Origin of the sequence: Saccharothrix sp. CCNWYY140, from assembly GCF_037401995.1 — a bacterium.
Taxonomy (GTDB): domain Bacteria; phylum Actinomycetota; class Actinomycetes; order Mycobacteriales; family Pseudonocardiaceae; genus Actinosynnema.
Window position 1 is genome coordinate 26,389 of record NZ_JBBEGC010000030.1, and the last position, 22,256, is coordinate 48,644.

Here is a 22,256-nt window from a genome sequence, read left to right on the forward strand (position 1 = left end):
GGGGCCGCGCGGCTTTCGCGTTACTTGGCGAGCATTTCCTCGGCGGTCTTGCGGACGACGGCCTCGGCCTGGTCGGCCGGGAACTCCGAGTCGCTGAAGAAGCCCTTGTCGCGGCCGAAGTAGTCGATCAGGTAGACGATCTCGCCCTTGCGCATGACCAGTCCGATGTGGGTCTTGTCGGTGCCGATGCCGGGCTTGATGTAGGTCGCCTGGTCGCCGAGGCCGTCGGTGGGCTTGGCCTGGTCGCCCTCCAGGGGGAACTGGGCGAGGCTCGCGTACTCGCTCTCCGCCGACTCCAGGTTCTTCTTCGGGTCCTTGAGGTGGACCCGGTAGTCGTAGACGTGGATGCTCAGCTTCCGGGGGTTCGTGCCGTCCTTGCCCTTGGCCTGCTCCCACATGCAGTGGCTGTGCTTGAGGCCGGACTTGCCGTCGTCCGGCTTGACTACCAGCCGGAAGCTGCTGGTCTTCGCCTGCTGCTTCAGGGCGTCGCTGATCGCGCACACCTCGGTGGGCTCCTCGCCGGGGCCGCCGCCGACGTCCTCTGTGTACTCCAGGTACATCGAGCCGAAGACGCCACCGACGACCAGGAGGACGACGGCGACCAGGATGCCGACTACCAGGCCGGTCCGCTTCTTCTTCGGCGGCTGGGGGCCGTAACCACCCGGTGCGCCGTAGCCGGGGCCGGGTTGGCCGTAGCCGGGTGCGCCCTGGGGTGCGCCGTAGCCGGGTGCGCCTTGCGGCGGGCCGTAGCCGGGGGCCTGCGCGCCGGGGCCGGGACCGTGGCCGGGTTGGGCTTGATGGGGCTGTTGTGGCTGCTGGGGCCAGTTCTGAGGAGCGTTCACGGTTCCCCCCGTGCGTCGCGGAAGCGTCGGGCCGCAGTCTGCCAGTCACCCGGTCGTGGCCATTGACACCGGGTGGTCCGGAGGGGATAAGATCGTGCCGTCGTTCGAACAGGTGTTCGACGGACAGGTCGCCGGCTTCCCACGGCGATCCGCGCACAGGGGTGCGCGCGGATTCGTGGGAGGAGGGTTGGTGTCGTCCAGGTCGGCAACGGCGACGTTGGTCGCGCTCGGGGTAGGCGCGGCCGGCGAGTCGGCCACGGCATCGGCTCGGGCTCTGCCGGTTCGCGGGGAACTGGCGGGGATCCTCCCGTGGGGCGGCCTGCGGCGGGGCAGCACGGTGTCGGTGCGCGGGTCGACATCGTTGCTGCTCACGCTGGTGGCCGAGGCGACGGCGGAAGGGTGCTGGGCGGCGGTGGTCGGGCTGCCGCGGTGTGGGGCGCTCGCGGCGGCCGAGTTGGGGGTGGCCGTCCACCGCCTCGCGTTCGTGCCCCGTCCCGGTCGGGACCGGGGCGAGGTCGAGCGCACCGTGGCGGCGTTGCTGGACGGCTTCGACCTCGTGTCGGTGGCCGCTCCGGTGACGCCCGCGACCGCGCGCAAGCTCTCCGCGCGGGCACGGCACCGCAAGGCCGTCCTGCTGCCGTTCGGGATCGGCTGGCCCGGCGCCGACGTGGAGCTGCGCGTCGCCTCCAGCCGGTGGACGGGCCTGGGCGAGGGCCACGGCCTGCTCACCGGTCGCACCGTGACCGTCCACGCGAGCGGCCGGGGGTCCGCCGCGCGGGAACGGACCGCGGTGCTGTCCCTGCCAGGCGTTCCCGCGCGGGAGGGGCCAACCCTGCACGGCCTCCCCGCGCGGGAACAGTCCTGGCGCACACCCGAGCAGGCTCGGGCCGGCGCGGGCGAGCAAGCCTGGACTGGTGCGGCCGAACAGGCCTGGACCGGCGCGGGCGAACAAGGCTGGGCCGGCGCGGCCGAACAGGCCTGGGCGGGCGCGGGTGAGCCGCCTCGGGTCGGTGCGGGTGAGTCGCCCCGGGGTGGCGCGGGCGAGTCGCTCCGGGCGGAGCGCGTGTTGCAAGCGGTTCCGGCGGAAGCGGGGTGAGCGCCGTGCTGTGCCGTCTGCTCGGCTGGTTGTCCACCGGATCGCCAGGGGTCGCGCCGTGGCGGGTCGGGGGCTGGACCCGGTTCGGGGGTGTGCCCCGATGAGCCGCTACACGCTCGCCGTCTGGTGCCCGGACTGGCCGGTCGTCGCCGCCTGCGCCGAAGCCGCCCTGCCGCCGCACGTGCCGGCCGCCGTCGTGCGCGACAACGCGGTTGTCGCCTGCTCCGCCGTGGCGCGGGCCGAGGGCGTCCGGCGTGGTCAGCGCAAGCGCACCGCGCAGAGCCTGTGCCCCGAACTGGTGGTCTTCGACCACGACGACGTCCGGGACGCCCGCCTGTTCGAACCGGTCGCCGCCGCCGTCGAGGAGTTGGCGCCGGGCATCGAGGTGGTCCGGCCCGGTCTCGTGGCCGTCCCCGCGCGCGGCCCGGTCGGTTACTGGGGTTCACCCGAACGGGCGGCGGAGCGGATCGTGGACCACGTCGCCGTGCACGCGGGCGTCGAGGCGCAGGTGGGGTTCGCCGACGGCCTGTTCGCCGCGACGCTGGCCGCGCAGCGCGGTGCGGTCGTCCCGTCCGGTGGCGCGCGCGAGTTCCTCGCCCCGCTGGGCGTCCACGAGCTGGACCCGCCCGCCGAGCACCGCCCGGACCGCGCCGACCTGGTGGACCTGTTGCGGCGCTTGGGACTGCGCACGCTCGGCGCGTTCGCCGCGGTCCCGGAGCGGGACGTCGCCAGCCGGTTCGGTCGGGACGCCGTGCTGGCCCACCGCCTCGCCGGCGGCCTGGAGGAACGCCCGCGGGCGCGGCGCCGGCCGCCGCCGGAGCTGTCCGTCACGCAGGCCCTCGACCCGCCCGTGGACCGGGTCGACGCCGCCGCGTTCGCCGCGAAGGCCCTGGCCGAACGCCTGCACCGGGTGCTGGCCGACCGCGGTCTGGCGTGCACGCGGCTGGGCATCCAGGCCACCACCGAGCACGGCGAGCAGCTGCGCCGGGTGTGGCGCTGCGCCGATCCCCTGACGCCGCAGGGCATCGCGGACCGGGTGCGCTGGCAGCTCGACGGCTGGCTGACCCGCGCACGCCTGACCTCCGGCCTGCACCTGCTCCAGCTCGACCCGGAGGAGGTCGTCGACGCCGCCGCGCTCCAGCTCGGCCTGTGGCCGGGCGCGGGCCAGGACCAAGGGGAGGCCGCCGAGCGCGCCGCCCGCGCGATGGTGCACGTCCAAGGCCTGCTCGGGCCGGACGCCGTGCTCACCCCGGTGCTCCAGGGCGGTCGGGGACCGGTCGAGCGGGTGCGCCTGGTGCCGTGGGGCGACGAGCGGGCGCCCGTGACCGACCCGGACCCGCCGTGGCCGGGCCGCCTGCCCGCGCCGTCGCCGGCGACGGTGTTCGCGGACCCCGAACCGGTGGTGCTGGTGGACGCGGCGGGCGGCGACGTCGTGGTCACCGGGTACGCGGAGCTGGTCGGCCGACCGGACCGGCTGGTCCGCGGTGGACGGTCGTGGCGGGTCGTGGCGTGGTCGGGTCCGTGGCCGGTGGACGAGCGGTGGTGGGACGAGGACACCGCCGTGCGGGCCGCCCGCCTCCAGGTCCTGGGGTCCGCGCCGGACGGGGAAGAGCTGGCCTGCCTGCTGATCCGCGCGGGCGGGAAGTGGGCGGTGGAAGGGGTGTACGACTGATGTCTGCCGATTTCTTCGAGGCCGAGGGCGGTGGCCGGGGCGACTGGCTGGACGGCTACGAACCGGGCACCGGCCTGAGTGCGGCTTTCGGGGCCGGCGCGGGCAGCAGCCCCGGCCCCGCGCCGGTGTTCGAGCCCGGGCGCGGCTTCGACACCGGCTCCGCGCCGGCGTTCGGTCGCGGTGGTGGCTCCGAGCCCGCGTACTCCACCCGTTTCGGGTGGGCGCCGCCGTTGGTCCCGTTGCCCCGCCGGGCGCCCGACGAGCTGTTCTGAGCATGGGCTGGAACAACCCGCCGGTCCGCTGGTCGGAGCTGGAACGCGCGCTGTCCGGCAAGCCACCGCTGCCCGACGGCGGTGACAGCCCGGCCTGGACCCGGCACCGCGACCGCTACGAGGCGCCGCCGGACTTCGCGGTCAAGGTCGACGAGCTGGGCGCGACCCGCACCCGCGTCCCGTACGTCGAACTGCACTGCCACTCCAACTTCAGCTTCCTCGACGGCGCGAGCCACCCCGAGGAGCTGGTCGAGGCCGCGCAGCAGCTCGGCCTGGACGGCATCGCGATCACCGACCACGACGGCATGTACGGCGTGGTCCGGTTCGCCGAGGCCGCCAAGGAGCTGGGCGTGCGCACGGTGTTCGGCACCGAGCTGAGCCTGGGCCTGTCCGCGCCGCAGAACGGGTTCCCCGACCCGGAGGGCGAGCACCTGCTGCTGCTGGCCACCAACAAGAACGGCTACCACGCGCTGTGCCGCACCATCACCACCGGCCAGCTGGCGGAGGGCAGCGAGAAGGGCCGTCCGGTGTACTCGCTGGACCAGGTCGTCGCGGACACGCGGGACGAGTGCGTCGTGCTGACCGGGTGCCGCAAGGGCTCGGTGCGGCGGGCGTTGGCGGCGGGTGGTCCGGAGGCGGCGTTCGCGGCGCTGCGGCGGCTGGTCGACCTGTACGGCGCGGACCGCGTGTACGTCGAGCTGACCGACCACGGCTACCCGGAGGACGGTCCGCGCAACGACCTGCTGTGGGGCATGGCGGCCGAGCTGGGGTTGCCGACCGTCGCGACGAACGCCGTGCACTACGCGGTGCCGTCGCGGGGGAGGTTGGCGGCGGCGATGGCGGCCGTGCGGGCGCGGCGCAGCCTGGACGAGATGACCGGGTGGTTGCCGCCGGGGCGCACGGCGTGCCTGCGGTCGGGGGAGGAGATGGCGCGCCGGTTCGCGCGGTTCCCCGGCGCGGTGCACCGCGCGGCCGTGCTGGGGTTGCAGTGCTCGTTCGACCTCAAGCTCATCGCGCCCGAGCTGCCGCCGTTCGACGTCCCGCCCGGCGAGGACGAGAACAGCTACCTGCGCAAGCTCACGTACGCGGGCGCGCGGCGGCGTTACGGCTCGCCGGAGGAGAACCCCAAGGCGTACCGGCAGGTCGAGCACGAGCTGCGGATCATCGAGGAGCTCGGGTTCCCGGGGTACTTCCTGGTGGTGCACGACATCGTGGACTTCTGCCGCCGCAACGACATCCTGTGCCAGGGGCGCGGGTCGGCGGCGAACTCGGCGGTGTGCTTCGCGCTGGGCATCACCAACGTCGACGCGGTCCGGTTCGACCTGCTCTTCGAGCGCTTCCTCGCGCCCGCCCGCGACGGGCCGCCGGACATCGACCTGGACATCGAGTCGGACCGCCGCGAGGAGGCCATCCAGTACGTCTACGGCAAGTACGGGCGGCGGCACGCGGCGCAGGTGGCGAACGTCATCAGCTACCGCGCGCGGTCGGCGATCCGGGACGTCGCCAGGGCGTTGGGCCACTCGGTCGGCCAGCAGGACGCGTGGAGCAAGCAGATCGACCGCTGGGGACCGCTTCGGTCCACTGTGGAGGATTCCGGGATTCCAGGGCCGGTGCTGGAGCTGGCCGCGCAGCTGGAGAACTTCCCGCGACACCTGGGCATCCACTCCGGCGGCATGGTCATCTGCGACCGGCCGGTGAGCGAGGTGTGCCCGGTGGAGAACGGGCGCATGGCGGACCGGACCGTGCTCCAGTGGGACAAGGACGATTGCGCGTCCATCGGGCTGGTCAAGTTCGACCTGCTGGGCCTGGGGATGCTGTCGGCGCTGCACTACGCGATCGACCTGGTGCGCGAGCACGAGGGCGTGGACGTCGACATGGGCAGGATCGACCTGACCGACGAGCGCGTGTACGAGATGTTGCAGAAGGCCGATTCCGTCGGGGTTTTCCAGGTGGAGAGCCGGGCGCAGATGGCGACCCTGCCGCGCCTGAAGCCGCGCGTGTTCTACGACCTGGTGGTGGAGGTGGCCCTGATCCGCCCGGGTCCGATCCAGGGCGGTTCGGTGCACCCGTACATCCGGCGGCGCAACGGCCAGGAGAAGTGGACCCACGACCACCCGCTGCTGGCCGGCGCGTTGCAGAAAACCCTTGGCGTGCCGCTGTTCCAGGAGCAGCTGATGCAGATCGCCGTGGACGTGGCCGACTTCACGCCCGCCGAGGCCGACGAGCTGCGCCGGGCGATGGGCGCGAAGCGCTCGACGCACCGCATGGAACGCCTGCGGGAGCGCTTCCACCAGGGCGCCTTGGCCAACGGCCTGGACGAGGAGCTGATCGAGCAGGTCTACGCGAAGCTCCTGGCGTTCGCGAACTTCGGCTTCCCCGAGAGCCACGCGCTGAGCTTCGCCCACCTGGTGTTCGTGAGCGCGTGGTTCAAGCTCTACCACCCGGCGGCGTTCTGCGCGGCCCTGCTGCGCGCGCAGCCGATGGGGTTCTACTCACCCCAGTCCCTGGTCGCGGACGCCCGCCGGCACGGCGTCGAGGTGCTCGGCCCGGACATCAACGCGAGCCTCCCGCACGCCACCGTCGAGCACGCGAACGGCAAACCGGCCGTCCGCATCGGCCTGGCCGGCATCCGCAACATCGGCCAGGGCCTGGCGGACACCATCGTCGCCCAACGCGCTTCCGGCCCGTACCGCGACATGGCCGACCTGGGCACCCGCGTCCGCCTGACCACCACCCAAGCCGAATCCCTGGCCACCGCGGGCGTGTTCACCAGCTTCGGCCTGGACCGCCGGCAGGCCCTGTGGGCCGCGGGCGCGGTCGCCGGCATCCGCCCGGACCGCCTGCCCCACACCACGGTCGGCACCGACGCGCCCACCCTCCCCGGCATGGACGAGGTCGAGCTGGCGACGGCCGACGTGTGGGCGATGAGCCTGTCCCCGACCAGCTTCCCGACGGAGTTCGTCCGCGACCACCTCGACACCCTGGGCGTCCTCCGGGTGTCGGCCCTGTCCACGGTGCCGGACCGCACCACGGTCCTCATCGGCGGCGCCGTGACCCACCGCCAACGACCGGCGACGGCAGGCGGCGTGACGTTCCTGAACATCGAGGACGAGACCGGCATGGTCAACGTCGTCTGCACCACGGGCCTGTGGACCCGCTACCGCAAGGTCGCGAGGACCAGCCCGGCCCTCCTCGTGCGCGGCGTGCTGGAGAAGGCGGAGGGCGTGATCAGCATCCGAGCCACCCGCCTGACCCACCTCCCCCTGAAGATCCCCTCTCGCTCCCGAGACTTCCGCTGACGCCCCGGGCCGGTCCCGGGGGCCTCGGCCGCCCGCTGGTCCCGCTGCCGCAAGCCGGACCCGCTGCTGCGGCCGGTCCAGCCGTTATGGCCGGACCCACCTCTCCCACCGTGCCCGCCGCATTCCCGACCAGACCCGCGCCGGCCCGGTCAGGCCCCAGTCGCGGCAGCTCCCCGCCTCCGCACCGACCGCGATGGCCTCCCGGACCCGGGCCGGGCTGCCGGCCCCATGTGGGATCGCGGCGGGTGCTGGAGTCGGGGGTGCGGGTGGGAGCGGGGTGGTGGGGTGGTTCTCGCGGGGTTCCATGTGTTCACCGAGGGGCGGTAACGGTGTTTTCGTACATTTCCGGCGGTTGTTCACCGGAAAGTGTGATCAAGAGCGCGTGTACGTCGTGAAGGCTACGCCCGTCGCGAAGGTCCGGGTCTCGATCTTGGCGAACCTGTGGACAGGGAACTCCCCGTCGAACAGCGGCACGCCCCGGCCCAGCACGATGGGGTGCACCTTGAGCACCAGCTTGTCGATCTCCGACGCGAGCGTCGCCGCCAGCTTGCCGCCGCCGCACAGCCAGATGTCCAAACCGGACTCCGCCTTCAACTCCCGCACCGCCGTCACGACGTCGTCCGAAATGACCGTCACGTCCGACGGCGTCCCGGTCAGGGTGCTCGACACGACGTACTGCCGCAGGTGCGCGTAAGGGCTCGGCAGGCCGCCGGGCACCTCGTACGTGGCACGGCCCATCAGCACCGTGTCGAACGTCCGGTTCGGCACGTCGTCCAGGCCCAGGGCCTGGCGGGCCGCGGTCGGCAGGGCGTCCGGGTACTCCTCGAACAGCGCCGCCATGTGGTCGCCCTCGAACAGGAAGTCGGCGTAGGTGCCGTCCGGCGCGGCGATGAAGCCGTCGAGGGACATCGCGACCAGGTAGGTCAGGTTTCGCATGCGTTTTCCGCTCCCGTGAGGGTGACTCGGTTTTTGACAACTGCGACTGTAGTACTTTGACTGTAGTGGTTGTCAAGTGCCTATCCTGGCCACCGTGCGGCGGCGTGGCAGCGAGCAGGCGGTTGGAACACCGCCCCTCAGGGGCAACCCCTGGGAGCACGACTCGAAGAACCCACTGCGCCCAAGGCAGGACGGCACGCTCCGCGTGCTTGGCTGCCCGACGTGGCGGAGAAAGCGTCGCGCCACGCCGTCGCACCCCGTGGGCCGCGCATGCTGACGGAAGCCCAAGCCGAAGCCGTCCTCGACGGGCCGTGGGATCGCGGTGGCCTGGTCGAGCGCCTTGCCGACGTCCTCGGGCCGATCCCCGCGGAAGACCTGGCCGTCCGACTGCTCAACCTCAGCCCGACCGCCCCACCCGGCGGCGCGCCTTCCCTCGTCCGCCTGGTCGGCGACCTCAAGGTGGAGCCACCCGAGGAACACCGACGACCCCGTTGGCGGGGCGAAGTTCCGCGCTGGGAAACCACCGCCGACCTGGCCCGTGCCCTCGACCTCGACATCGGCGAGCTGGCCTGGTTCGCCGACGCCCGCGCCTGGAACCGCCACGCCGAGCAACCCCTGCGCCACTACCGAACCTGGTGGGTCCCGAGCCGGTCGCACGGCCGCCGGCTGATCGAATCACCGAAACCCCGCCTGGCCGAACTCCAGCGCCGCCTGGTCCGCCACCTGCTCGACCGGCTCGACGTCCACGACGCGGCGCACGGCTTCCGCAAGGGCCGGTCCATCACGACCTTCGCCGCGCCCCACGCCGGAAAACCGCTGGTCGTCCGTCTGGACCTCGAAGGCTTCTTCACCTCCGTCACGGGCGCGCGCCTGCGGGGCCGGCTCACCGCCCAGGGCTACCCGCCCGCCGTGGCCGCCGCGCTGACGGGCCTGCTCACCACCCGCACCCCACCGGAAGCGCTCCACGCCGCCGACTGGCAGCAGCGCCGTCGCTTCGCCGCACCGCACCTCCCGCAGGGCGCGCCCAGCTCACCGGCCACCGCGAACGTGATCGCGCGCAACCTCGACCGTCGCCTCACGGGCCTGGCCCGCACCCTCGGCGCCACCTACACCCGGTACGCCGACGACCTCGCGTTCTCCGGCGGCGACGACCTGCCCCTGCACCGCCTGCTGCCCGGCGTGCGGAAAGCCGTGGAGGGCGAAGGTTTCCGGCTCAACCCGCGCAAGACCCGCATCGCCGCCGAGCACCAGCGGCAACGGCTCGCGGGTCTGGTCGTCAACGACACCCCGGCCGCCTCCCGCGCCGAGTACGACGATCTGCGGGCCGTCCTGCACAACTGCGCCCAGCACGGCCTGGAGTCGCAGAACCGGCACAACCACCCGGATTTCCGGGCACACCTGCGCGGCCGGGTGGAGTGGGTGTCCGCCGGCCGGCCCGCCAGGCGGGCCAAGCTGACCGCGTTGCTCGACGCGATCAGCGGCTGAGCGGACCGCCGATGATGGTCATCGCCACCACGATGACCGAGAACCCGAACGCCGAGTACAGCAGGGCGTCCACGCTCCGGCTGCGGATCGCGATCAGGCCGGCCTGCTCGTCGGTCACGAGCACCCGCAGCAGCGCCGCCAGCAGCAGCGCGACTCCGATCAGCACCGCGCCCTGCCGCCAGTGGTACTGCACGATCCGCAGGATGCCCAGCACGACCACCCCGACCACCAGCGCGAACGGCAGGTGTTGGCCCGCCGCCGACCGCCAGCGCTGCTCCGGCATCAGCTCCACCGCCCTCAGCCCTCCACCGAGCCCGACCCCACACCCGCACCAGCAGCCGAGCCCGAGCCCGCAGCCGAGCCAGCACCCGAGCCCGCACCAGCAGCCGCCAAGCCGCGCTCAGCCGCCTCGACCGTGTTGGTCAGCAGCATCGCGATGGTCATCGGCCCGGCGCCACCGGGGATCGGGGCGAGGAACCCGGCCACCGAAGCCACGTCCGGGTGCACGTCCCCGACCAGCCCGGCCTCGGTCCGGGTGATGCCGACGTCCACCACCGCCGCACCCGGCTTCACCATGTCGGCGGTGATCAGACCGGGGCTGCCCGCGCCCGCGACCACGATGTCCGCCCGCCGCACCTCGGCGGCGAGGTCCTTGGTCCCGGTGTGGCACAGGGTCACGGTGGCGTTCTCGCTGCGCCGGGTCAGCAGCAGCCCGATGGGCCGCCCGACCGTCACCCCGCGCCCGACGACGGTCACGTTCGCGCCAGCGATCGGCACGTCGTAGCGGCGCAGCAGTTCGACCACACCGCGCGGGGTGGCGGGCAGCGGCGCCTCGTCGCCGAGCACCAGCTTGCCCAGGTTGACCGGGTGCAGGCCGTCGCCGTCCTTCGCCGGGTCGATGCGTTCCAAGATCCGGTTCGCGTCCAAGTGCTTGGGCAGCGGCAACTGCACGATGTAAGCGGTGCACGCGGGGTCGGCGTTCAGCTCGTCGATGACGGCTTCCAGCTGCTCCTGCGTGGTGTCGGCGGGCAGGTCGCGGCGGATCGACGTGATGCCGACCTTCGCGCACGCGGCGTGCTTGCCCTTCACGTACGAGTGGGAGCCGGGGTCGTCGCCGACCAGGACGGTGGCCAGGCCCGGCGTCACCCCCCGCTCGACCAGCGCCGCGACCCGCGCCCGCAGGTCGTCGAAGATCGCGTCCCGGGTGGCCCTGCCGTTGAGGATCGTCGCCGTCACGCGCCCCATCTTCGCATCACCGGCGGCTCGGCAGCGCGGCGACCGCCACCGCCAGCAGCGTCAACACCGTGCCCACGACGGTCGTGACGGACAGCCGCGACTCGCCCGCCGGGACGATCACGTCGACGCCCACCGCGCCCACCAACTGGCCCGCGACCTGCGCCAACCCGACCAGCAGCACCCCGATCCAGCGGACCGCGAGCACCGCCGACCCGATCGTGCAGATCCCGAGCGCGCCACCCGCGTAGAACCACGGCCCGCTCGGCGCGGCGGCGGGGAACCCGCGCACGGCGACGTCCACCGCGCACACCGCGAGCAGCACGGCGGTCCCGGTGGAGAAGTTGACCAGCGTCGTCACGCGGGTGCTGCCCGCCGCCTCTCGGACCAGCCCGTTCACCGCCTGCTGCCAGCCCAGCCCGATGCCCGCGAGCGCCGGCAGCACCGCCAACCACAGCGCGGACGGCGAGGCGAAGTCGTCCGCCACCGCCACGGCCACCGCGGGCACGGCCAGCACCGCACCCACCACGCGCGGCACGGTCAGCGGCTGCCGCGTCGGCCCGAGCCCCGCCTTGTCCACCACCAGGCTGCTCACCACCTGCGACGCCACCGCCGCGACGGTGAACGCGGCGACGCCCAGCGCGGCGACCGTCAGCCCTTGCGTGGACACGAAGAACGCCCCGCACGCGCCGCCGACGCACTGCCACCACCGGATCCGCCCGTCCCGCAAGGCGTTCCGCAACCGCCCCAGCCCCGCCCGACCGGCCCGTGCCGGCAGGACGATCAGCAGCATCAGCAGCAACCCGCCGCCGAACGACACCAGCGCGGCCAGGAACCCGTCCCGGAACACGTGCCCCAGTTCGCCGTTCAGCCGTCCCTGCGCCGCCAGGAACACGCCGCCGACGAACGCCACGAGCGCCCCGCCGACCCGAACCCGCACCGCCTCCCGCGACGTCACCGCCTCAGCCAACGGCACGCACCGCCCCCGCGCCCGCCGGCACCCGCACCCGGCTGGCCAGCACCACGCCCAGGAGTGCCGCCACCGCGCTCGACCCCGCCGCCGCGGCCGGTCCGACGAGGTCCAGCAGCCACCCCGCGATCGGCAGGAACGCCGCCTGCCCGGCCGTGGTGAACGCGCCCAGCCACCCGAACGCCTCGGCCTTGCGCCCGTCCGGCGCGATGTCGCTGATCCGGGTGTTGTTGGCGGCGATCGCGGGCGCGATGGCCATCCCGCCGACGCCCAGCACCAGCCCGATCAACCACACCGACGACGGCTCCACGACCGGCGGCAGCACCGGCACCAGCGCCACCACGCCCAGTGCCAGCAGCACCATCCGCCGGGTGAAGCGCGGCTCGCCGTGCAGACCGCCCGCGATCAGCCCGCCCAGCACCGACCCGACGCCCCACACCGCCGTCAGCACGCCCGCCAGGCCCGGCCGCCCCAGGTCCCGCGCCCACGCGATGATCACCAGGTCGATGGTCAGCAGCGCCGCGACGATGCAGAACCCCGTGGACAGCGCGAACACCATCGACCGGTCCGCCAGCAGCGTCCGCCCGGTGTGCTTCTCCCCGCCGGGCACCGGCTCGTCCATCCCGGCCCGCCGCAGCGCCGCCCGGAACCCGAACGCGCCCAGCACGGCCAGCGCCCCGCACATCCACAGCGCGACCTGCGGGTTGACGAACGCCACCACCATCGCGGTCAGCGCCGGCCCGATCACGTAGATCACCTCCTGCATGGAGGCCTCGACGGTGAACACGGCCGTGCCCGCCGAGCCCGTGGCCATGCGGGGGTAGGTGGCGCGGCTGATCGGCGTGACCGGCGGCATCATGATCCCCGCGACCGCCGCCACCAGCACCGACAACGGCCACCACGACGGCGGCAGCACCAGCGGGACGACCCCCGCCGCGGTGATCGCCGCGCCGTAACCCAGGGCTGTGACCAGCAGCAACCGGCTCGCCGGACTCCGGTCGGCGGCCCGGCCGCGCAACGGGCTCGCCGCCCCCAGCCCGACCGCGAACGCCCCGCCGACCAGGCCCGCCGCCGTGTAGGACCCGGTCCACCCGGCGATCAGGAACGACGAGGCCAGCGGTGTGCCCGGCATGTGGATGCGCCCCAACAGCGACCACATGAGCAGGGCGGGCAGTCCAGGGACGGAGGCGAGTTCGCGGTAGGGCCGGAGCACGGCCCCCACTCTGCACCCGACCCCCGACAAAACCGGCCCGAATATCGACGGGAACCCGGAGCCCTCGGCTAGCGTCTGCACCTTCTGGAGGGCACGAGCGAGGGGACAGCTGTGACCGATCCCACCGGACGCCGAGCCGAGTTGGAGGCGCGCAACGCCGCCATGCGCGAGCGCGTCGACAGCCTCCTCGCGGAGCTGCGCACCAAGACGGCGGAACTGCACGAGACCGCCGCGCGGGCCCAAGCGGTCAGCGCCACGGCGGTGTCCAAGGACGGCAGCGTGCGCGCCTCGGTGGACTCCACGGGCGCGTTGACGTCGCTGGAGTTCTCGCCCAACGCGTTCGAACGCACCACGCCGGACAAGCTGGCCCGGCTCACCACGGAGACCGTGCTCCAGGCCATCGCCAAGGCCCGCACCGAGGTCACCGAGGTCCTGGCCCCGGCCCAGCAGGGCGCGAGCGTCGACCTGTCCGAGTTGCTGCCGGGTGTGCCGTCGCTGGCCGACCTGATCCCGCAGCCGCCGGCCGTGCCGACCGCGACGCCGCCGCGCCGGGCTCCCGCTCGACCCGATGACGAGGACGGCGACAGCATCATGGACAGGAGTGGCTGGTGAACGGCGGCTTCCAGGTAGATGTGGCCGGAATGCGGCGCGGTGGCGCGCAGTTCAGCGCGGCCGGTGACTCGTTGGACGGCGTCTTCCAGGCGTTGAACGGCGCTCTCCAGGCGGAGGGCCAGTGCTGGGGTGGCGACGAGTCCGGGCAGGCGTTCGCACAGCAGTACGTGCCGAACTCCACGGCGACCCTGGACGCCTTCAAGAACCTCGCCAAGGCGTTGCAGGACATCCGGACCGGCGTCGACCAGTCGGCCGACGCCTACGAGGGGTCCGACCAGGGCAACGCGACCGGGATCTCCCGGACCTACTGACGTTTTTTCTGCTGAGGGGCGCGAGCGGTGGGTATCGAGATCCCGAGCGAGGTCACCTGGCTCTTCCCGATCGTGGTCGGGCAGAGCTGGCCGGAGGGCGACGAGACGGCGCTGCGGCGCATGGCCGACGCCTACCGGACCGCCGCGCAGGGCGTGAAGTCGGTGATCGACGAGGCCAACGGCGCCGCGTCGACGGTGACGGCGAGCCAGGTCGGCGAGGCGGCGCAGCGGTTCGAGGAGTACTGGACCAAGTTCGCCGGCGGCGACGACTCGTACCTGCCGAAGTTGCAGAAGGTGTGCGAGCAGCTCGCGGAGAGCTGCGACAACTCGGCGCTGGAGGTCGAGTACACCAAGCTGTCGATCATCGCGTCCCTGATCGCGCTGGCCATCGAGATCGCGGCGCTGATCGCGGCGGCGTTCGGGACGTTCGGCGCGTCCACCGCCGGTATCCCGATCGCGCAGCAGGCGACCCGGTTGATCGTGCAGTTCACGTTCCGGCAGCTGGTGATGGCCATCCTGCGCGAGGTGGCGATCTCGGTCGGGATCGACGTCGTCATCCAGGGCATCCAGATGGCCCGCGGCGACCGCACCCAGTGGGACTGGGGCAAGACCGGCGAGGCCGCGGTGTCCGGCGCTGTGTCCGGTGTGGTCGGCGGGTTGTCCGGTGGGTTGAAGTTCGAGGGTGGTGGCCTGGCCGGTCAGGTGGCTGCGGGCGCTACGCGCGGTGCGGTCGAGGGCGCGGTGTCCACGGTCGGTACCGCTGCTGTGATGGGCCAGGACATCAGCGCGCGGGACGTGCTTCTGGGTGCGACGTCCGGCGCGGTGTCCGGGGGTATCGGAGGCGCGAAGGACGGCATCACCGTCGAGCCACCCCGCGTGAACCCCGGCGACCCGGGCTCGGTCTCCCGCCCGCCGGACATCGGCCCACCGCCCACCGTGGCGCCTCCCGCCGGCACGCCCACCGCCCCCGGCCCCGGCGTGCGCCGCGACGGCCTCAACCCGGTCGGCCGCGATGGCACGACCACATCTGCGGTCTCCGCCCCTCCTGCACCCGCGCCTGCTCCTGTCGCGCCACCGCCCAGTGTTGGTGGCGGCGACAACTCGCCGCCTCCGGCGGTTTCCGGTGGGCGGGCGACCGTGCCGACTTCGCCGGTGACGGGCGGGACGTCGTCCATCAGCGGACGCTTGGGAGCACCGAGCACACCTACACCATCGGCCTCGCCTGCAACGCCGACTCCCGGCAGCACCTCTCCGGCGGGCCGCACGCCAACGGGCCTGAGCAGCGCCCCACCCGCCGGCCTGGGCACGCACCACACCCCTTCCGCACCTGTGGGCACGCCTCCCGGCGGAGCCACCGCGGGCGGTGCCACACCCGGCGGGACTACCCCGGGCGGGGCTACTCCGGGCGGGACGAGGTCGGGCGCACCGACTCCCGGCCCCGCACCCACGTTCGGCGGCCCCACCCCCGGCGGCAGCCCAACGCCTGGCGGCGGGCCGACCCCCGGCAGCGGCGCGACCCCTGGTGGCGGTTCGCCCCAGGGCGGAGCCCCGCGCCCGACGTTCGGCGGCCCCACTCCCGGCCTGCCCCACATGCCGACCTCGACCAGCCCGTTCGGCAGCAGCCCCACCCCGCACAGCGGCCCGACTCCCCACACCAGCCCCACCGCTCCCGGCATCCCGGCGACTCACGCCAGCCCGACCGGCCTCGGCGTCCCGGCCACTCCCGGCAGCCCGGCCGGCCCTGGCATCCCGGGCGCTCCCGGCGGTTCAAACACTCCCGGCGGCCCGACCGCACCCGGCGGCCCAACTCCGACCGGCGGCCCGACTCCGACCGGCGGCGCAGCGGTGCCCGGTAGTCCGACCGCACCCGGCGGCCCGACTTCCATCGGTGGCGCGGTAGTGCCTGGTGGTCCGGCGGCGACCGGCGGCCCGACTCCGACCGGTGGCGCAGCGGTGCCCGGCACCCCGACCGCACCTGGCGGCGCGACTCCGACTGGTGGCGCAGCAGTGCCCGGCGGACCGGCCGCGACCGGTGGTCCGACTCCGGGGACCGCGCCCGTCGCGGGCGGTAAGGCTCCGACCGGTCCCGCTGGTTTCGGTCCTGCTCCGGCACCCTCCGGCCCTGTCGGGACTGGTCCGGCTGCCGGCGGTCCGTCGAGCGGGGCGGGTTCCATGCCGATGGCGGGTGGGTTCGCGGCTCCGCCGATGGGTGCGCCGGGAGGCGGTGCGCCAGGCGGTGGCGGCGGCGGTGGACGCGGGCCGTCCGCGCCGGTGGGTGGCGGGCTCTTCAGCGACCCCAACCCGGGCAACAACCAGCAGAACTTCGGTCCCCACGACGACACGGGCGCGAGTTCGGTCACCGGGATCCCGGCGCAGCCCTACGCGGACGCCCCGCACATCCCGCACCAGAACTCCCCGGTCATGCCCGAACAACGCGGCCCGGCCACCCCGCCGCCGCACACCCCTCCGCCGACTCCCGCACCGGGCACGTTCGGCCCCCAACCAGGCACTTTCGGCCCAACCGCCCCCCACTCCGCGCCCACCCCGACACCGACCCCGCGCTCCGAAGCCCCCGCCCCGGCCGCCCGCGGCACGGACTCCCCGGCGACCCGTGGCACGGACATCCCGGCGGCGCGCGGCACAGACTCACCAGCAGCCCGCGGCACGGACATCCCGGCGGCGCGCGGCACAGACTCACCGGCGGCCCGCGGCACAGAGACGCCTGCCGCCCGCGGCACGGACACGCCTGCCGCCCGCGGCACCGAAAACCCGCCGCCCGCCGCCGACCCCACGCCGGACTCCTCCGCCGACCCCACTCCGGAACCGACTCCCGAGCCGACCCCGGAACCCACCCCGACGGAAGCCCTGACGGAAACCCCGGCGGAGACACCTGCCGACACCCCGGCGGACACGGTCGGCGAGCCCGGCGACGAGCACACCCCGGCCGCCGGCCACGAGTGGCCCGAAGACACGCAGTCCGACACCCCGGCCACCCCCGCGGACCCGTTCCCCCACAAGGGCGTCTGGGGCAACCCGGCCGGCGTCGTCCCCGGCTTCTCCCAAGACGGCCCCTACCACTCCTTCCACGACAGCACCGGCCCCACGGACCGCGAAGTCGGCACCTACGACCAACGCGCCGCGGCCATCGTCGAACCCGGCTACCAGCCCTACGGCCCGTACGGCAGCTACGAGCCGTTCATCCAGGCCCACTCCAACGCCGACGGCTCGATCAACTGGCCCGCGAACCAGGGCGCGGACGGCCCCCGGGTCGTGGTGGAGCTCCCGGCCGGCACGGTCCTCGACCGGTTCGGCAGCCCGCAGGGCGACTTCCTCTCCCCGCTGGGCACCGACGGCAACCCGTACGGCTTCGGCGAGCGCGCGATCCTCCCGGACAGCCTCGGCAAGGGCTACCACGTCTACGTCCTGGACGCCCCGCTCACCGTCGAGCTCGCCCCCGTCGCGCCGGCCTTCGACCAACCCGGCGGCGCCCGCCAGCTCCAACCCGTCGCGCACCCCGACCTGGTCGACCCCAACACCGGCCAGATGAGCGTCCAGCGCCTGATCGACCTGGGCCTGATGCGCGAGGTGGACGTCCCGCCCGCCGACGGCAAGGTGCTGCCGCCCGACTTCGGCACGTTCGACGAGAACGGCAACGTCCGCACGCCCGACCCGGTCACCGTCGACCAGGCCCGGAACGGCGCGTTCGACGACTACACGCCCCACGCCGCCGCCCCCGACATCGGCCCGGTCGCCCACCAGGGCCCGATCCCGCTCGGCCAGGTCTCCCAGACCGTCGACCAGGCGATCCGGAACAGCCAGGTCACCGACGCCGGCGTCGCCCTGCACACCGAGCCCCACCTGAACGACCTGTCCGGCCGCATCCCGCCCACCGACAGCCACGCGGTCCTGGACATCCACACCGACGGCGACGGCGTCCGGATCGGCGACCGGCACTACACCCGCGCCGAGCTGGTCGAGCTGATCAACAACCACCCGGACCTGGCGAACCGGCCGCTGGTGTTCGTCGGCTGCGACGCGGCGGCGGGCGGCGAGAACAGCCTCGCCGCGCACGTCGCCCGCGAGACCGGTCAGCCGGTCGTCGCGCCGGACCGCCTGGCCTGGTCCGACGAGCACGGCAACCTCTACTCCAGCTCACCGAACGAGTCCGGCGGACCGAGGATCCCCCCGGACGGCGGCTGGCACCGGTTCGAGCCGGACGGCACGAGCACCCCGGTCGGCGAGAACGGCATGCCGCCCGGCCACGAGCCCAAGGGCGACCTGGCCACCGGGGAACACCGCGGCAGGCTGGACATCGAGCCCCAGGTCCAGACCCCGTGGCAGCAGCCGCCGACCACCCACCGGGAGACCTACCAGGGCAGCGAGTCACTGTTCCGCAACACCGACCTGCCCCGCGACACCACGATCGAGGTGCGCAACCCGGACGGCCAGGTCCGCACGGTCGTCCACGTCGACGCGGACGGCAACGTCTTCGTCGACGCCATCGCGCGCAACAGCGACAACCCCGAGCTGCTGCACCCCGCGCCGAACGCCCACTACCGCGTGGAGACCGGGAACCGGCACGACGTGTTCGTCTCCAACCAGGACGGCACCCGCCAGACCACGACCGACACCATCAAGATCGGCGGTCAGGAGGTCCAGGTCCAGCGCACGGTCCTGATCGACCCGCCGCCGCCCGCCGCCAACGGCCGCGTGACCATCGACCAGAACCACCCGATGGCGCCCCGGCCCGGCGAGGCGTTCACCGCGCGCACGGACCTCCCGCCGGACACCCGGATGGACGTCTACGACACCGAGGGCAACCACCGCGGCACGGTCCAGACAGACGGGACCGGCCGTCCACAGTGGATCGCCGCGCCGGACTTCCTGGACAACGGCCGCAACCCCGAGGTCATGCACCCGATCGCGGGCGCGAACTACAACATCGACCGCGGCCCGGTGCACCAGGAGTTCACCACCGACGCCAACGGCCGCCCGCAGAACGCCGTCGACCGCGTCGAACCGCCCACCACGCACCAAAAAGCGGTGGACGACCTCAAGCAGAACCAGCCGTTCAGCCGCCCCGGCCAGCTGCACGACCCCAACACCGAGTACGTCGTCACCGACGAGCACGGCCAGCGGCGCGGCCGGTTCCTCACCGACGACACCGGGCACGTGGTGTTCGAGGAGACCCACTCCGGGCAGCGCAGCCGGGTCAACGCCGAGATCGCCCAGGCCCCGGCGCACGCCGAGATCACCTCGGACGGCTTCTACGGCCTCGGCCGCGCCGAACAGCCCACGACCACGTGGCCCAGGCCGGACAACGAGGTCAGGCTCACCCTCGAACGGAACAAAGTGGACGGTGAGTACGTCTACTCCGTGAGGGTCACCGGCGACACGTCGTCCTGGACGCCCGAGCAGCACGCTGCCGTCACCCGGCCGTTCGGCAACAGCGACCCGTTCGCCGCCCGCGCGGACCTGCCGCCGGGCACCCGGTTCGTGCTCGACGACCACCAGGACCAGGGCTACGGCACGTTCCAGACCGGCCACGACGGCTCGGTCGGCCACATGCACACGTTCCGCCCGTTCAGCCCGGACCTGAACCTGCCGCTGCCCAACGCGGTCCTGACCACCGACAACGACATGTGGCGGGGCCGCACCAACAGCGACGGCGAGACCGTCGCCACCACCGGTCGGCGGCCCGATCTGTCCTCCGGTGGCGCGATCCGTCGGGACGGGTCCGCGCAGAGCGAGGTGGGCACGCACGGCGAGGTCGACGGCCGCGGGAAGAAGCTGTCCGACGGCGGTCACCACCAGGGCAACGAGCTGGGCTTCCCCGGCGAGGCGGCCAACCAGTCCAGCCAGCAGCGCGACCAGAACCAGGGCAACGGCCGGCCCGCGTTCGCCACCGACGAGACGTGGCACCGGATGGAGCGGGACCGGTCGAAGTTCATGAGGGCCGGCGGTACGGTCGAGATCATCGACACCTTCGCGCTGCGCGACCCGCTGACCCGGCACCCGCACACGTACCAGACCCGCTGGCACGTGACCCGCCCGGACGGCACGACCGGGATCTACGTCAGGAGCTACCCCAATGAGCACAACGCAGCCCTCTGGCCAGTCGGCTTCTGAGCGGCACGACGAGCTGCTCCAGGTCATCGGCGGTCTGCTGCTGGACGTCGCGCCCGAGGGGTTCCGCCGCGTGGACCTCCTGGTGCGGATGACGGTCGCCGTGCAGGACCTCGCGCTGACGGTGTACATGCCGGACGGCTCGACGCCCGACGTGCTGCCGCCCGAGGGCCTGCCGGAGGCGTTCGCGCAGCTGCGCCAGGCGCTCTACCAGCCGGGCCGGGGCGCGTGGTTCTCGTGCCGGTGCGTGGTCAACGCGCCGCTGCGCATCGACATCACCTACAACTTGGACCACGACCCGCAGTTCGACCCGCCGGTGCCCGCCGCGGACTTCGCCCGCGACGTGGCGGCGTTCCCCCGGGACGAGGCGTTCGTGCCGGACTGGCTGCGGGCCAAGCTCGCCGAAGCCGCGACCGAGGAGCAGAACGCATGACCGCGCCGCAGTTGGACCTCGAGGAGCAGAACGCGATCCTCGGCTCCGTGACGACGCTGCTGGTGCAACGGCTGCGCGGCGACTGGGAGCAGCTGTTCGTCGACTTCCGCATGGTCGGGCGGTACCTGGAGGCCGAGGCGACCGGCCTGACCATCTACGGGTCGTCGTTCCGGTGGCGGCTGCCCGACGAGGCGCTGCCGTTCTTCGTGCAGCTGCGCGAGGGCATGGCGCGGCCGGGCGGCGGCACGTGGCTGTCGGTGAAGTTCCACCTGGTGCACCCGGACACGTACTCGGCGGAGTTCAACCGGGACGCCGAGCCGGACTGGACGTCCCCGCCCAACCCGGAGCACTACGCGCAGGAGCTGGAGCTGCACCCCCGGGACGAAGTCCCGGGCTGGCTCGCCGCCAAGGCGGGCCTCCCCGAGCCCGCCACCGAACCCGCAGCCGCCGAACCCACCGCGGGGACCACCGCCGCCGAGCCCGCTGGGACCGCCGCCGGGACTGCCGGGACCGAGGCCGCTGAGAGCGCCGCAGCCGGGACCGCCGCCGAGACCGCGGCTGCCGAGTCCTCCGAGCCGCCGACCGCGCAGATCCCCGCCCAGTCGCCGGCCGCCTCGCCGGCCGCGCCGCTGGTGGCCGCGCCGCTGTTCGACGGCCTCGACGCGCAGGGCGTGCCGACCTTCGCCGACCGTCCCCGCCCCCACCCGCAGGAGCTGGACGACGTCCTGGCCTACCTGGAGGGCGCGCCAGTCGTCCTGGCCGCCCGCTCCTACGGCAAGGACGTCTTCAAGCCCGACGCCGCGCCCGGCGTGCCGCTGTCCTTCCACACCGACGGCACGTGGGTGTGGCCCGGCGGGGTCGGTTACTACCTGCGCCACCACCACGTGCCGCCGGTGCCGCAGCTCGTGCAGCACATCCGGGACAACGGCTACGCCGTGCCGCCGGTGTCCCCGGACGCCCGGGCCGCCGCGACCGCCGTCGCCTCCGGCCAGGCCGAGAGCGCGCCGCTGCCCGCGTACGCGCCGCGCGTGGTCACCGACGCCGACCGGCGCGCGTTGGAGCAGCTCAAGGCCCGTCTCGACCACTTCGGGGTCGCCGAGCACGAGTACGGGCTGGTCGAGCCGCGCCCGGACGCGCTGGTCCTGGAGCCCGCGCCGGGGCCGTCCGGCTGGCAGGTCCAGTTCTGGGACTCCAGCCGGGGGCCGCACGGTCGGCCGAGGGTCTACGAGCACGCCGTGGACGCGGCGAAGGTGCTGCTGGCCGAGCTGCTGTGGCGCGACGACCGGGACGCCGAGCGCGCGGGCGGCCGGGCGCAGGTGGTGCAGCCGGTGGCCGACATCCAGCCGCTGCCCGACGAGCCGCCGCTGTCGTTGTTCCGCGACCGGGAGGCGGTCGTGCTGCCCGCCGGGACCGAGCTGGACCGGTTCGGCGCGGAGAACGGCAACCTCGTGTACGTGGCCGGCACGGTGTTCGGCCAGCGCTCGCTGCCACCGGATTGGCTGAACCGCCGCTACCACGTGTATCGCGTCCAGCAGCCGGTGCCGGCGGTGAAGGGCGTCGCGGTGCCGTGGTTCGGGCAGGCCGGCGGGGGCACCGGGTACTTCCTCGTCGCGTCCGTCCGCGACCTGCTGGCCGACGGCCGGTTGGTGGAGATCGCCGAGGCCACCGCGCAGCCACCGGGGGTCTAGTTTCGGTCGCGCCCCGTGGTTCGTCCGTTCGGCGCAACGGGGTCCCGTGCGCGCACGGTGAGTCGCGG

General features: G+C 73.7%; 15 protein-coding genes and 1 pseudogene. 10 read left to right on the forward strand and 6 right to left on the reverse strand.

Going from position 1 to position 22,256, the window contains the following annotated elements; genetic code table 11:
- Positions 1-20: 20 nt before the first annotated feature.
- Positions 21-842, reverse strand: coding sequence for a hypothetical protein (locus WBN91_RS16360; protein ID WP_337724569.1), 822 nt, complete (start codon positions 840-842; stop codon positions 21-23).
- Between the two features lie 190 nt (positions 843-1,032).
- On the opposite strand from WBN91_RS16360, the gene WBN91_RS16365 reads away from it, so the two are divergent.
- From WBN91_RS16365 to WBN91_RS16380, 4 genes are all read left to right on the forward strand, one after another.
- Positions 1,033-1,938, forward strand: a complete 906-nt coding sequence (locus WBN91_RS16365) for a hypothetical protein (RefSeq protein ID WP_337724570.1) — start codon at positions 1,033-1,035, stop codon at positions 1,936-1,938.
- A gap of 100 nt (positions 1,939-2,038) precedes the next feature.
- Positions 2,039-3,610, forward strand: a complete 1,572-nt coding sequence (locus tag WBN91_RS16370; protein WP_337724571.1) for a DNA polymerase Y family protein — start codon at positions 2,039-2,041, stop codon at positions 3,608-3,610.
- Entirely contained in the window at positions 3,610-3,882 is a 273-nt protein-coding gene (locus tag WBN91_RS16375; protein WP_337724572.1) for a hypothetical protein, read from the forward strand. Before WBN91_RS16370 ends, WBN91_RS16375 begins: the two co-directional genes overlap by 1 nt.
- 2 nt (positions 3,883-3,884) lie before the next feature.
- Positions 3,885-7,181 (forward strand): error-prone DNA polymerase, encoded by a 3,297-nt coding sequence (locus WBN91_RS16380; RefSeq protein WP_337724573.1) that lies wholly within the window; start codon positions 3,885-3,887, stop codon positions 7,179-7,181.
- 372 nt (positions 7,182-7,553) lie between these two features.
- Here the strand turns inward: WBN91_RS16380 and WBN91_RS16385 are convergent, their stop codons facing one another.
- On the reverse strand, positions 7,554-8,117 hold the full coding sequence (locus WBN91_RS16385) for a dihydrofolate reductase family protein (protein WP_337724574.1): 564 nt from the start codon (positions 8,115-8,117) through the stop codon (positions 7,554-7,556).
- Between the two features lie 270 nt (positions 8,118-8,387).
- On the opposite strand from WBN91_RS16385, the gene WBN91_RS16390 reads away from it, so the two are divergent.
- A complete protein-coding gene (locus tag WBN91_RS16390; RefSeq protein ID WP_337724575.1) occupies positions 8,388-9,602 on the forward strand; it encodes a reverse transcriptase family protein in 1,215 nt (404 codons plus the stop codon).
- Here the strand turns inward: WBN91_RS16390 and WBN91_RS16395 are convergent.
- The 4 genes and pseudogenes from WBN91_RS16395 to WBN91_RS16410 all read right to left on the reverse strand — a co-directional run bounded on the left by WBN91_RS16395 (position 9,592) and on the right by WBN91_RS16410 (position 13,018).
- Positions 9,592-9,885 carry a DUF3017 domain-containing protein gene (locus tag WBN91_RS16395; RefSeq protein WP_337724610.1) on the reverse strand — a complete coding sequence of 98 codons (294 nt, stop codon included), beginning with the start codon at positions 9,883-9,885 and terminating at the stop codon, positions 9,592-9,594. The genes WBN91_RS16390 and WBN91_RS16395 overlap by 11 nt on opposite strands.
- A gap of 113 nt (positions 9,886-9,998) precedes the next feature.
- Positions 9,999-10,838 (reverse strand): annotated as a pseudogene (locus tag WBN91_RS16400) (bifunctional methylenetetrahydrofolate dehydrogenase/methenyltetrahydrofolate cyclohydrolase); the annotation flags it as partial.
- A 16-nt stretch (positions 10,839-10,854) separates the two neighbouring features.
- A complete protein-coding gene (locus tag WBN91_RS16405) occupies positions 10,855-11,811 on the reverse strand; it encodes a DMT family transporter (RefSeq protein WP_337724576.1) in 957 nt (318 codons plus the stop codon).
- Entirely contained in the window at positions 11,798-13,018 is a 1,221-nt protein-coding gene (locus WBN91_RS16410; protein ID WP_337724577.1) for an MFS transporter, read from the reverse strand. The genes WBN91_RS16405 and WBN91_RS16410 overlap by 14 nt, the downstream gene beginning before the upstream one ends.
- A gap of 111 nt (positions 13,019-13,129) precedes the next feature.
- Between WBN91_RS16410 and WBN91_RS16415 the strand changes: the two genes are divergently transcribed.
- The 5 genes from WBN91_RS16415 to WBN91_RS16435 are packed head-to-tail and all read left to right on the forward strand — an operon-like array spanning position 13,130 to position 22,188.
- Positions 13,130-13,630: a YbaB/EbfC family nucleoid-associated protein gene (locus WBN91_RS16415; RefSeq protein ID WP_337724578.1), complete on the forward strand. Its 501-nt coding sequence runs from the start codon at positions 13,130-13,132 to the stop codon at positions 13,628-13,630.
- Entirely contained in the window at positions 13,627-13,941 is a 315-nt protein-coding gene (locus tag WBN91_RS16420) for a WXG100 family type VII secretion target (RefSeq protein WP_121225123.1), read from the forward strand. Before WBN91_RS16415 ends, WBN91_RS16420 begins: the two co-directional genes overlap by 4 nt.
- A 27-nt stretch (positions 13,942-13,968) precedes the next feature.
- Positions 13,969-20,070 (forward strand): WXG100-like domain-containing protein, encoded by a 6,102-nt coding sequence (locus WBN91_RS16425; protein ID WP_337724579.1) that lies wholly within the window; start codon positions 13,969-13,971, stop codon positions 20,068-20,070.
- Positions 20,033-20,500: a hypothetical protein gene (locus tag WBN91_RS16430; RefSeq protein WP_337724580.1), complete on the forward strand. Its 468-nt coding sequence runs from the start codon at positions 20,033-20,035 to the stop codon at positions 20,498-20,500. The genes WBN91_RS16425 and WBN91_RS16430 overlap by 38 nt, the downstream gene beginning before the upstream one ends.
- A complete protein-coding gene (locus WBN91_RS16435; protein WP_337724581.1) occupies positions 20,497-22,188 on the forward strand; it encodes a TNT domain-containing protein in 1,692 nt (563 codons plus the stop codon). Before WBN91_RS16430 ends, WBN91_RS16435 begins: the two co-directional genes overlap by 4 nt.
- The last annotated feature ends 68 nt before the right edge of the window (positions 22,189-22,256 follow it).

Coding starts and splice junctions, on each gene's coding strand:
- WBN91_RS16370 (WP_337724571.1), top strand. CDS start 2,039: ATGAGCCGCTACACGCTCGCCGTCTGGTGCCCGGACTGGCCGGTCGTC.
- WBN91_RS16375 (WP_337724572.1), top strand. CDS start 3,610: ATGTCTGCCGATTTCTTCGAGGCCGAGGGCGGTGGCCGGGGCGACTGG.
- WBN91_RS16435 (WP_337724581.1), top strand. CDS start 20,497: ATGACCGCGCCGCAGTTGGACCTCGAGGAGCAGAACGCGATCCTCGGC.
- WBN91_RS16395 (WP_337724610.1), bottom strand. CDS start 9,885: ATGCCGGAGCAGCGCTGGCGGTCGGCGGCGGGCCAACACCTGCCGTTC.
- WBN91_RS16380 (WP_337724573.1), top strand. CDS start 3,885: ATGGGCTGGAACAACCCGCCGGTCCGCTGGTCGGAGCTGGAACGCGCG.
- WBN91_RS16385 (WP_337724574.1), bottom strand. CDS start 8,117: ATGCGAAACCTGACCTACCTGGTCGCGATGTCCCTCGACGGCTTCATC.
- WBN91_RS16430 (WP_337724580.1), top strand. CDS start 20,033: ATGAGCACAACGCAGCCCTCTGGCCAGTCGGCTTCTGAGCGGCACGAC.
- WBN91_RS16390 (WP_337724575.1), top strand. CDS start 8,388: ATGCTGACGGAAGCCCAAGCCGAAGCCGTCCTCGACGGGCCGTGGGAT.